Consider the following 12,439-nt stretch of genomic DNA (forward strand, 5'->3'; position numbering starts at 1 on the left):
TAAAGTGGTCTTAAAAACGACCGAGTGTAGGGATTGACTAGAGTTGTGCGACTCGATTTTTGGCCGCTTCAAATTCCTGCATCATATCCGATACAATTTGGGCGGCGGGTTTGACGTCGTGAATAAGGGCCGATACCTGGCCGATTTCAAGCTCCCCTTCCTCCATATCACCTTCAAACATGCCCCGTTTTGCGCGGGCACGGCCCAATAATTCCTTTAGCTCCGCCACTGAAGCCCCTTGAGCATAGGCTTGCTGCACATCGTGATAGAACTTATTCTTTATCAGCCGAACCGGGGCCAGTTCCTTCAAGGTCAAATGGGTATCACCTTCCCCTGCTTCCACCACTTTTTGTTTGAAACTAGGATGCGACGAAGCCTCCTCACTTGCCACGAACCGGCTTCCCACCTGAACGCCATCGGCGCCCAATACCATGGCGGCCAACATCGCGCTTCCAGTGGCAATACCGCCAGCAGCAATCAAGGGAATACGAATCTTTTCTTTCACCGCGGGAATCAAGGTTAAGGTAGTAGTCTCGTCCCTTCCATTGTGCCCGCCTGCCTCAAAACCTTCCGCTACCACGGCATCGACTCCTGCATCCTTTGCCTTCATCGCGAACTTTACACTACTGACCACATGCACTACCGTGATACCTCGCTCCTTCAAGTGGGTTGTCCACGTTTTCGGATTTCCGGCTGAAGTAAACACAATTTTCACGCCTGTTTCCAGGATGATATCCATCAATTGATCAATATCGGGATACAACATGGGAACATTGACACCAAAAGGTTTCGTCGTGGCTTTTTGACATTTCCCGATGTGTTCGCGAAGCACTTCCGGGTACATCGATCCAGCCCCTAAAAGGCCAAGACCACCAGCATTCGAAACGGCAGATGCCAAACGCCATCCACTGGCCCATACCATACCGGCTTGAACAATGGGATATCGAATTCCGAAAAGCTGTGTAATTCTATCGTTCATAATAGTTGATCAGGATATGATGAGATCGGCAGATAATGAAATGTCCAATATGTCCACTGTTCCGGACCTTGCTTGAGCAGACGGTTGAAGTTTAGGAGATAACACCCGACCCTATTAACTCATCGCCGATATACCATGCGACAAATTGTCCTTCGGTAATAGCCGACTGTCTGTGTTCAAAATCTACATATAAGCCGTTATCCACCTTATAGAGGGTTGCTTTCTCCAAAGGTTGCCGATAGCGGATACGGGCCTGTACTTCCATGCGCTCGTCTACTTTCAATCCCAAATCGGGCCGCACCCAATGCAACTCATCGTTGTACACAAAAAGTGTTCTTCGGTAGAGACCGGGATGTGATTTACCCTGACCGGTATAAATGACATTTTCCTCCACATCGGTCTCGATTACAAATAGCGGCTCTTTTGTGCCACCGACATCCAGTCCTTTTCGCTGCCCCTTGGTAAAATAATGGGCACCTTGGTGTTCCCCCACAATGGTACCATCCTTAATATCGTATACCGGTTTTTCCGAATAATACGCCAATTCTTTTTCCTTGTTCTGGAAAGACGGTACTTCCTTTTTCAATTGAGGCGCATCCGAAGGTACTTCCACGATAACCCCTTTTTTTGGCTTCAACTTTTGCTGTAGGAAGTCGGGTAACCGAACTTTCCCAATAAAACAAAGACCTTGTGAATCTTTCTTATCCGCAGTAACCAATTGGTTCGCTGCAGCTATTTCACGTACCTCGGGCTTTTTCAACTCCCCTATGGGAAACAACGTCCTTGCCAGCTGATCCTGTGAAAGTTGGCATAGGAAGTATGACTGATCCTTGTTGTCATCCACTCCTGTCAAAAGCTGGTAGGTCTCGCTTCCGTCCTCATTGTGTATGATTCCTTTTCTGCAATAGTGACCGGTTGCCACGAAATCGGCACCCAATTGCAGCGCTAATTTTAAGAACACATCAAACTTGATTTCCCGATTGCACAATACGTCGGGGTTGGGTGTACGGCCCCGTTCGTATTCGTGGAACATATAGTCGACGATCCGTTCCTTGTACTCCGCACTCAGGTCAACGGTCTGAAAGGGAATACCCAATTTCTCCGCTACAATCAAGGCATCGTTGCTGTCCTCCAACCAAGGGCATTCCTCGGAAATAGTGACGGAATCGTCGTGCCAATTCTTCATAAAAAGACCAATGACCTCATATCCCTGCTCTTTTAGGAGATAGGCCGCTACACTGGAATCTACGCCGCCGGAAAGTCCGACTACTACTTTTTTCATCACTTGCTTTGCTGATGTGCAAAAATACAAATTATAGGTTTCTTTACTCCCCTGTTCTTATACAGATAAGCACTTTTGTTGGATCAAAAAGGTTAACGATTTCTTAATTCGCCGTGGATGGCCTTTTTTGGCGAAGGAAGTGTACTAAAATGTATTTGGCCTTTTTTTGGTATACAAGACAAACTAAAATGTAATGCACAAAGGATTTCGGACAAAGGAAAGGAAACCAAAGTTAATGCACGTGGCAAAGCGTCTATGGGATATCCCATTTTGGGGGGATATCGAAATAAGCCACTTCGGCTTTATAGAGTGATCTGCTTATGACAACTGATTGGATAGACCGGAATACCTGAAAGTCTGGCAACAACCTGTTGCTATCCTTTGTTAAACTTTTAATAAATAAGAATAAACAAAAGCAACCTTTCGTTTAAGATGATATCTTCGTTATGTTTAATTTATTTTCTTTTTAATTAAACAATAATAATTTTTTGTTGATTGATGAACAACTATCATAATTAACGAATACTAATAATCCTTAAAACAAGTACCATGAAAAAGTATTTAAAACTTACAACTATTTTTGTCCTAACAGCGCTATCCACGGTTTTTGTAGCCTGTAGTGATGATGACAATGATCCTTTCATCCCGCCCATGGAAGAAGGAGACAATATCGTTGATTTGGCCGTGGCTACAGCCGACCTGTCCAATCTAGTAGCAGCTCTTCAAGAGGCGAATTTGGTATCCGCCTTGGAAGCGGAAGGCCCGTTTACCGTTTTTGCCCCCACTAATGCTGCCTTCGAGACCTTTCTTGTTGACAATGGGTTTACTTCCGTGGCCGACGTGCCGGAAGACGTTTTGGCCGCAGTACTGCTAAATCATATTGTCGCGGGTAAAAATTTGTCAGCGGATCTTTCCAGCGGCTACGTGAGGTCTTTTGCCACCTCAGGCCCTGGAGGGGAAGAACTGAGTCTCTATATCAACACTGCAAACGGGGTAAAAATAAATGACGCTACCGTAGTAACCGCTGATGTAGAAGCTACGAACGGAGTGGTACACATCGTTGACCAGGTAATCGGCTTACCCAATATCGTCGATCATGCAACTTTCAATGAAAATCTCACCGAGTTGGTGGCCGCTTTGACCGCTGATGGTAATACCACCTTTACCGACCTATTATCGGATATCGATGAGACATTTACTGTCTTTGCACCGGTAAACAGTGCTTTTACGGCTTTTGATAATCCAGATAACAATGAATTGGACAACATATTAAGTAATCATGTAATCGTCGGGGCAGCCGCTTTTTCGAGCGCATTGACCAATAGCTATGCAACCACCGCCGGTGTTAACTCCGATGGTGATGCCTTAAGTCTTTATATCAACACGGATGATGGTGTTAACTTGAATGGTGTGAGTACAGTAGCCATTGCCGATATCGTAGCGACCAATGGAGTAATCCACGCCGTTGATGCTGTAATCGATATTCCTACCGTGGTTACCTTCGCCTTGGCAGATCCCAACTTTTCAACCTTGGTAAGCGCCTTGACCGAGTTGACTCCCGCTACGGACTTTGCAGCTGTGTTAAGCACTCCTACGGGCACAGACCCAGCGCCGTTTACGGTATTCGCCCCTACCAATGAGGCTTTCGCCGCCCTATCAGCAATCCCCATGGAGGATGACCTGACTCCGATTCTACAACATCATGTTATTGGAGGTGCCAATATTCGCTCCGGCGACTTGACCCCCGATGGCAATACGGTGACTCCAGCTACGCTGGAAGGAGATACCTTTACAATCACGCTACCAGGAACCGATGGAAACATTGCCGATGTAGTCGATGGTGCAGGTAATGATGGTATTGGTATTATTGCCGTGGACGTACAGGCAGGGAATGGAGTGATACATGTTGTAGATACCGTTCTTCTTCCGGATACGACCAATTAAGAAGTTAGATTTGTGGTGAATGAAAGTGAGATCCGTCTCTGTTGAGACGGATCTCTGTTTATTAAACTTCTCTTAAGAACAGTGCTCTTCCAAAAAATGTGCAATAAACTTGTACTGCTTAAAAAAAATCATAAAAGAAATCGATATGAAAAAGTATTTGAATTTTCCCAACGTATTGGTCATGGTATTGGTACTTGTCTTCACCGCTTCCTGCGATTTGGATGACGATACTCCTCCAACAATTCCTATTCCCGATACCAATATTGTAGAGATTGCACAAAGCAATCCCGATCTTTCGACTTTGGTGGCCGCTTTGGAAAGGGCCGATTTGGTAAGTACCCTTCAAGGTACGACGCTTTACACCGTACTGGCTCCAACGAATACCGCTTTTGACAATTTCTTAGGGGAAGCGGGTTTTGCCAGTCTCGACGAAGTGCCTGTTGCTACACTACAGCAGCTTCTCCTCAATCATGTTATTCTGGAAAGAATTGAATCGGCACTACTGGTGAGTCTCCAACGTAATTACCTGCAAACCTTGGCAGACGGTCCCGGAACCGATACCAACTTGGCGATGTATTTCGATGCAACGAACGGTGTTCAGTTCAATGGGGGAGCTACTGTGACTACTGCCGATGTTGTAGCTTCGAACGGCATCATCCATATTGTCGACGAGGTCATAGGATTGCCCACTTTGGCCACCTTTGTATCGGTTGACGATACTTTTCGCGAGCTCGATACGGCCATCGACGTAGTATCTCCGAATACCGACTTGGACGAGGAATTGGATACTGCAACCGGACCTTTCACGCTATTTATTCCAAGCAATACGGCATTTGAGATTCTTTTGAATAGCAATCCGGATTGGAATTCTTCGAGCGATATTCCCGAAGATCTTCTGCTATCGGTTTTGGCTCACCACGTTGTACCAGGGAATATCAGATCTACATCGATAAGTGACGGACAAACCGTTACCACTCTGGAAGGAGATGAAATCGAGTTTTTAAGTGTAGCCGGGAGCCTGGAAATAACGGACGGGTCTGGTACTGCAGGCACACGTATTCCCGTAACCGACATCCAGACTAGCAATGGTGTCATTCATGTAATCGATGCCGTTTTGATACCCAATACGGAAAACTAGTTTCTTAAAAAAATTCACATCCTTTTCAAAAAGGAAAGACCACCCGATACGGTGGTCTTTTTTTGTTCCTACCAGCTGCAATGAAGCACGATCGATGAAATACACCGGCTAGACAGCCATTATATTTTATCAAATTTGTTAAACTTTTCAAAAATTATATTAAACAAAAGCAACCTTATTTATGTTCAAGTATCTTTATTAAGAATTAAACAAAAATGGTCGTCTGTTTTACAGAACAAAGCTTTTCTCAACAATTGAAACAAAAAACTGAAACAAAGCGCTACTTCGGTTTAAAACGTTCTACGGATGGGAATAGCTTCCGAAACAGAGCAACCAGTTTGAAATAATTAAACAATTACATCTTAAAAGCACACCATTATGAAAAAATTTATCCGCTTAAAAAATAGGTTGCTTCTCGCAACTTTAACGCTGTTTGCATTTTCGTGCGACAAGGACGATGATAACGTTATTGAACGAAATAATGACGACGGCAACACTATAGCAGCAGTAGCTTCCGGTGAAGCATCCTTAAGCTCCTTGGTTGCTGCGCTAGTTCAAGCAGATGCCGGTCTTGTAGAAGCATTGAGCGACGATACGGCTACTTATACCGTATTCGCGCCGACCAACACCGCTTTTACCGTCCTATTGGAAAGTCTGGACGGTTACGATTCCTTGGAAGATTTCGATACGGATGAGGAGAAAGCCCTACTTGCCAAAATCCTTACTTATCATGTCGTGTCGGGGGTGGCTGCCAAATCGACCGACCTCTCCGATGGGCAAGCGATTGGCACTTTACAAGGTGAGGATGTCACCGTACGTCTTGAAGGGGGCGTATTCATTCAAGATGCCACCGAGGATGACGCACAAGTGACCTTGCCCGATGTCGAAGCGAGTAATGGCGTGGTTCACTTAATCGACAAGGTACTGTTGCCGCAAGAGGTATTAGATGCCTTAAGTGGCGAAGAAATGGAAAGTAAAAATTTGGTGGAAATTGTGGTGGAAACCGAGGCACTATCCATCCTCGAGGCCGCGGTAATAAAAGCCGGTTTGGCCGAGACCTTGTCCAGTGAAGGCCCATTTACGGTTTTTGCCCCGACCGACGATGCCTTTGTGACACTGTTGGATATCCTTGGGGATGATTATAACGGTTTGGACGATTTCGATACCGAAGCTGAAATGATGCTATTGAAGGATATTTTATTGTACCACGTAATCGCTGGAGCTACCGTAAAGGAAGCCGATTTGGCAGAAGGTTCTGTTGAAACTGCGCTTACCGGAAATTCTATAGATGTAATCGCTTCAGGGGATACTTTCGTTATCGGGGATGCTTCGGATACCGATGCCAATATTACCGGTACCGATATCATGGCTTCCAATGGAGTGGCCCATACCATTGACAAAGTATTGTTACCACAATCTGCCATCGATTTCGTAGCCTCCTTGAGTTTAAAGACCATTGTGGAGCTAGCGATAGAAACCGACGACCTAAGTCTATTGGTCGGTGCTCTACAACAGGCGGACGCTGGATTGGTCGAGACTTTATCGGGAGACGGTCCGTTCACCGTTTTCGCCCCAACCAACGAAGCTTTCGTAGCCTTGTTGGAAGCGTTGGGAGATGACTTCAACAGTTTGGCGGATTTTGACACTGCCGAAGAAAAAGACCTATTGGTAAAAGTTTTGACCTACCATGTTGTAGCCGGGACCGCTGCCTTCTCTACCGATTTGAGCAACGGGCAAATGATTGAGACGTTCCAAGGGGAAAATGTACTTATCAACATCAAGGACGGAACCGTGCATGTCGATGACGCAACCGACACCAATGCCAGCGTAGTGATTCCCGACGTGGAAGCAAGCAATGGTGTAGTACATATTGTCGACAAAGTGTTGTTGCCTCAGGAAGTATTGGATTTGTTGAGTCCACCAACACCGAATATTGTCGGTTTGGCGCAATCGGTTCCGGATTTGAGCTTGTTGGTCGATGCATTGATCCAAGCGGATGCCGGATTGGTAGAGGTGTTGAGCGGCGATGGTCCTTTTACCGTATTTGCACCAACCAACCAGGCTTTTGCGGATTTATTGGATGTGTTGGGTCACGATTATACCAGTTTGGACGACTTTGACACCGATGAAGAAAAAGAATTGTTAGCGGCCGTGTTGACCTATCATGTTGTAGTGGGTGCCGCCATAGCCTCGGATGACCTGACCGACCATCAGGAATTGGTTACTGTACAGGGAGAATCTTTGTTTGCCCTTACCGGTCATGGGATTCAAATTAGGGATAGAAGTACTACGGATGCCAATGTTGCGCTGGCAGATCAGCTAGCAAGCAACGGTATTGTTCACGTCGTGGACAAAGTATTGCTGCCACAAGAAGTACTGGAAGCTTTTCATCTTCCGATACGGCACTAAAATGATTTTTTGTTGATTGATTGATAAATTGGTTGTTGAAAAACTTCCTTGTAACGGGCCACCGCTACTTGGAAGTTTTTTCTTTTTTTGTGAAATGAAGAAAGGCTTACCACAAGACGGTAACGGTTAGCATACAAAATCGGACACTTGACAACTTAGTTTTTTTTTAGTAGGAAATAAATCACATTTTCACAGTCCCAAATCTTACCAAACTAAACCTACTTAAAGCTAAAAACCCCGACGATGTCGTCGGGGTTTTTTGTTTTCAGGCGTACACTAAAAAAGGTGGCTCATTCTTCCATATCTTCTTCTTCCAAGACCTCTATAACCTCGTAACCATCTTCTATGGCCTTATAGACCGCATCGTTGAGTTCGTAGGCGGATACACCGCTGAAATCGATTTCTTGGGCATCTTCGGGCAATTCGTTCACAACGGCACCTTTGGGTGGAGCCACTATCTCATATTCGTTACCGGTTTCCTGATAGAAAACCCCATCGGCATACATAAAGGCATTGCCCCTTACCGCAATTCTAACGGCGTTCCTTGGCAATATCCGAAGCCTGAAACCTCTGGGAGGAAATGCGCGCACATATATACCGTTCCTTGGAATAAAGTACATACCGCCTACTGGGTGATAGTTGATATTCCTAAAGGCGATTGCCCGCGTACCCGCCGGTAAACGACGTAAGGTTCTTCGTGCCACCCTTCTATTGCGCCTTCGCACTTTTCTTCTAACTTTTCTTTTTGCCTTTCTACCTTTTACGCGAACCACTTTGGCCCTCGGACTTCGTACCTGTGCCTCTATTTGCTGGTTCGGAAAAAGAAAGAACAACAAAAGCAGACCGATTACATATTTGAAATTTTTCATTTGAATTTAGTTTAATGATTATTCTTGGGTAAGACCCCTTAATTTTAAAATGGTTTAATCGATATCCTTTTAACGAAAAAAGCTGCTATTTAGTTTACCATTATCAATAGGTCAAGGGATGATCGAGGTTTTAAAAAAGAAAAAAGCGCCGGTACCGGCGCTTTTTTTAACTTCTTCTTATAAAAGGATAGTATTACCTTCGACCTACTTTTTTCTGCTCTTCGGCCTGTTCCATCATCTCTCTCATCTTCCGTTGGAACTTATTCTCCTTTTTGGGCTTGGCTTTGTTCACCTGTATCTGGGCATGTATTTTTTCATCATCCAGTATGAAGTTCTTGATGACCAACATGATTCCGATGGTAATCAGGTTGGAAACAAAATAATACAAACTCAAACCGGAGGCATAATTATTGAAGAATATCAACATCATAAATGGCATCAGGTACATGATGAACTTCATATTGGGCATCCCAGGTTGGGTGGGCATATTCTGCCCGGTAGTCATCATCATATAAAAGAAGATAGCCACCGAAGCCAAGATTGGAAACAGACTTATATGATCTCCATAAAAAGGAATATTGAAGGGCAACTGGGCGATCGTATCATAAGATGAAAGGTCCTCGGCCCATAAAAACGATTTCTGTCTTAAGGCAAAAGAGGTCGGAAAAAACATGAAAAGCGCGTAAAAGATAGGCATCTGCAACAAAGCTGGTACGCAACCGCTCATGGGACTCACCCCCGCCTTGTTATACAATTTCATGGTCTCTTGCTGTTTTTTCATGGCATTGTCCTTGTACTTCTCACCCAGCTCGGTAATCTCCGGCTTCAACACCTTCATCTTGGCTTGGGACAAATAGGACTTATAAGTAACCGGAGACATGGCCAAGCGCACTAATATTGTCATCACGACAATCGCAATCCCATAGGGCAAAAAAGAGCTGAGGAACGAGTAAAACGGTGTAAACACATACCGGTTGATCCATCCGAAGATACCCCATCCAAAAGGGATCGAATCGGCCAATCCCAAATCTTCATAATTGTCGAGCACCGCAACATCGGTAGGACCATAATACCAATGCATGTTTTTTGAAAGTTCACCACCTGTCAGTGCTAACGGTACTACGGAGGTATATTCCTTTGTGAACCCTGCATCCTTATTCTCATCCTCTACTAAATTTTTAGAGATCAAATCGGCTTTTTCAAAAGGTTCCTTGGTTGCCAATATAGAACTGAAAAAGTGTTGCCGGTATGAAAGCCACTTCACCGCTTCCTCGGTTTCCTCATCGTCGCTTCCTTCGGAGAGTTTGCTAATTTTATCATCCTCATAGTTATAGGTCAATCGGGTGTACCTGTTTTCATACTGGATGCTCTTGTTGTGGCGTATTCCCTTAAGCTTCCATTCCAGCGTAATGGGCTGATTGCCGTTCACCACTCCGTTTAGGCCTTGTGAACGTATCGTAAAATCGACCAAATAGTCGTTAGGTTTCATTTCGTAACGGTACTCCAAAAACTTGTTGGGTCCGGCTTTGGCCTTCATCGATAACACTTGGTTCTCTCCGTTTTTACTGAGGGAAGGCTCAAAGTACAAATCTTTGGAGCTGAGTACTCTATTGTCGGTAGTCGAAAAATTCAATCCGAAGGAAGCATTACCATCCTTTACCAAATAGACCGGAATGGAATCATAGGTCTTGAACTTTTTCATCCGCGCCTCAATGATTTCCCCTCCTTTATTGGCTATTTCCAAAAAAACCAAATCGTTTTCGAGAACGGTGGTCCCCTCCGAAGGGGCTGTATACCCGAACGCCCCAATTGAACTTTGATAATCGGCGACGGCGGTTGAGTCTTGTAAATTTATTTTTTCGGGCGCTGCCACTGGGGACTCCTTCACCTCTTCTGCTTCGGTTTTCGTCTCTACCTGTTCCTGTTTTGCCTTTTCGGCCTCCAACTCTTCCGCGGTGGGGCGATTTTGGTAAAACGTATATATTAAGATTCCAAAAATCAGCACGAAGCCGATAATGGAATTAATATCGATTTTCTTTTCTTCCATCTAATTCAATTTACTATTGGTTTGGAGCGAATAGGTTATGTTACAAAAAAGAATATGCAATTGGTCTTAACTCCGCTCGGATACTGAAACAAGTTCAGTATTCGCAAATATATGTCCAAATGTGCGGTTTATGCCATACTGGCATTCGTTTGTTGTTTTTTATGCTTTAAGGCAGCTTTTACAAACCCAACAAAAAGCGGATGCGGATTGGCAACGGTACTCTTATACTCCGGATGGTATTGCACACCTATAAACCACGGATGGGTAGGAAGCTCCACAATTTCGACCAAACCTGTTTCGGAATTGATTCCGGATGCGACAAGTCCCGCTTCCTCGAACCGCTCCAAATATTGGTTATTGAATTCATATCGATGACGGTGCCTTTCAGAGATGGAACTTGCGCCACCATAGATTTTATGAACTAAACTATCATCTTTCAGGTCACAATCCCAAGCACCCAATCTCATAGTCCCCCCTTTGTTGGTGATGCTCTTTTGTTCTTCCATGAGGCTTATGACAGGGTCGGGCGTTTTCTCATCCATTTCGGTAGAATTGGCATGGGGAAGGCCTAATAGGTTTCGGGCATATTCGATAACCGCCATTTGCATTCCAAGGCAAATACCCAAAAACGGAATTCCATTTTCCCGGGCATACCGAACGGCTTGAATTTTACCTTCAACCCCTCTTTCGCCAAAACCCGGAGCAACCAGCACGCCATCAAGTCCGTTCATCATCTTCTCGAGATTGTTCTTGTTGATATGTTCCGAATGTATGAAACGAACCTGTACCCGAACCTCGTTGACCGCTCCCGCATGAATGAACGATTCCAATATTGATTTATAGGAATCCTGCAATTCGACATACTTCCCTATTAAACCGATATTGATTTCATTTTTTGGGTGCTTATGCCGATGCAAAAATTCATTCCATTGGGTCAAGTTGGGGGCCTTATCGTCGGAAAGCGCCAATTTTTGAAGGGCAACCGTATCCAGCCCTTCCTCTTGCATCATGATAGGTACGTCATAAATGGTCGAGGCATCGATCGATTGTATGACCGCCTCCCGTTTCACGTTACAAAAAAGTGCCAACTTGTCCTTGATATCGTCGGAAATTTCGTGTTCTGTCCTACAGACCAGGATATCGGCTTTGATTCCACTCTCCATCAAGGTTTTTACGGAATGCTGGGTAGGTTTGGTCTTTAACTCCCCAGCAGCGGATAAAAAGGGAACCAGCGTAAGGTGGATGACAATTCCATTGTTATCCCCCAATTCCCATAAAAGTTGACGTACCGCTTCTATGTATGGCAACGATTCGATATCACCGACCGTGCCGCCAATTTCCGTGATGATAATATCGTATTCACCGCTATTGCCCAATAATTGGATACGTTCCTTGATCTCGTTCGTGATATGGGGCACTACCTGTACCGTTTTTCCCAAAAATTCGCCCCGTCGTTCCTTTTCGATCACACTTTGATATATACGGCCTGTGGTAACATTATTGGCCTGGGAGGTCTTTACATTTAAAAACCGCTCATAATGTCCCAAATCCAAATCGGTTTCCGCGCCATCATCGGTTACATAGCACTCCCCATGTTCGTAGGGGTTCAGGGTACCCGGATCAACATTGATATAAGGGTCAAGCTTTTGGATGGTGGTCTTATAACCTCTCGCCTGAAGTAGCTTGGCGAGTGAAGCGGCGATGATTCCTTTCCCCAGGGAAGAGGTAACCCCGCCGGTTACAAAAATATATTTCGTCTGAGACATGAGGC

At 44.9% G+C, this 12,439-nt stretch carries 8 protein-coding genes; 3 read left to right on the forward strand and 5 right to left on the reverse strand.

Annotation, left to right across the window (positions count from 1 at the left end; translation table 11 throughout):
• Nucleotides 1–37: 37 nt before the first annotated feature.
• Nucleotides 38–979 carry an NAD(P)H-dependent flavin oxidoreductase gene (locus FK220_RS01780; RefSeq protein ID WP_152572564.1) on the reverse strand — a complete coding sequence of 314 codons (942 nt, stop codon included), beginning with the start codon at nucleotides 977–979 and terminating at the stop codon, nucleotides 38–40.
• Nucleotides 980–1,070: 91 nt separating this feature from the next.
• Nucleotides 1,071–2,261 carry a tRNA 2-thiouridine(34) synthase MnmA gene (gene mnmA, locus FK220_RS01785; RefSeq protein ID WP_152572565.1) on the reverse strand — a complete coding sequence of 397 codons (1,191 nt, stop codon included), beginning with the start codon at nucleotides 2,259–2,261 and terminating at the stop codon, nucleotides 1,071–1,073.
• Between the two features lie 549 nt (nucleotides 2,262–2,810).
• Between mnmA and FK220_RS01790 the strand changes: the two genes are divergently transcribed.
• From FK220_RS01790 to FK220_RS01800, 3 genes are all read left to right on the forward strand, one after another.
• Nucleotides 2,811–4,205, forward strand: a complete 1,395-nt coding sequence (locus FK220_RS01790) for a fasciclin domain-containing protein (protein WP_152572566.1) — start codon at nucleotides 2,811–2,813, stop codon at nucleotides 4,203–4,205.
• A 145-nt stretch (nucleotides 4,206–4,350) separates the two neighbouring features.
• A complete protein-coding gene (locus FK220_RS01795; protein WP_152572567.1) occupies nucleotides 4,351–5,343 on the forward strand; it encodes a fasciclin domain-containing protein in 993 nt (330 codons plus the stop codon).
• Between the two features lie 378 nt (nucleotides 5,344–5,721).
• The gene (locus tag FK220_RS01800; protein WP_152572568.1) at nucleotides 5,722–7,752 is read left to right on the forward strand and encodes a fasciclin domain-containing protein; all 2,031 of its coding nucleotides are present in this window, start codon (nucleotides 5,722–5,724) and stop codon (nucleotides 7,750–7,752) included.
• Nucleotides 7,753–8,042: 290 nt separating this feature from the next.
• Here FK220_RS01800 and FK220_RS01805 read toward each other — a convergent pair whose 3' ends face one another.
• The 3 genes from FK220_RS01805 to FK220_RS01815 all read right to left on the reverse strand — a co-directional run bounded on the left by FK220_RS01805 (nucleotide 8,043) and on the right by FK220_RS01815 (nucleotide 12,434).
• Nucleotides 8,043–8,621 carry a DUF6515 family protein gene (locus tag FK220_RS01805; RefSeq protein ID WP_152572569.1) on the reverse strand — a complete coding sequence of 193 codons (579 nt, stop codon included), beginning with the start codon at nucleotides 8,619–8,621 and terminating at the stop codon, nucleotides 8,043–8,045.
• A 193-nt stretch (nucleotides 8,622–8,814) separates the two neighbouring features.
• Nucleotides 8,815–10,668 carry a membrane protein insertase YidC gene (gene yidC, locus FK220_RS01810; protein WP_152572570.1) on the reverse strand — a complete coding sequence of 618 codons (1,854 nt, stop codon included), beginning with the start codon at nucleotides 10,666–10,668 and terminating at the stop codon, nucleotides 8,815–8,817.
• Between the two features lie 128 nt (nucleotides 10,669–10,796).
• Nucleotides 10,797–12,434: a CTP synthase gene (locus FK220_RS01815; protein WP_152572571.1), complete on the reverse strand. Its 1,638-nt coding sequence runs from the start codon at nucleotides 12,432–12,434 to the stop codon at nucleotides 10,797–10,799.
• Between the last annotated feature and the right edge of the window lie 5 nt (nucleotides 12,435–12,439).

Origin of the sequence: Pelagihabitans pacificus (genome assembly GCF_009371985.2) — a bacterium.
GTDB lineage: Bacteria > Bacteroidota > Bacteroidia > Flavobacteriales > Flavobacteriaceae > Pelagihabitans > Pelagihabitans pacificus.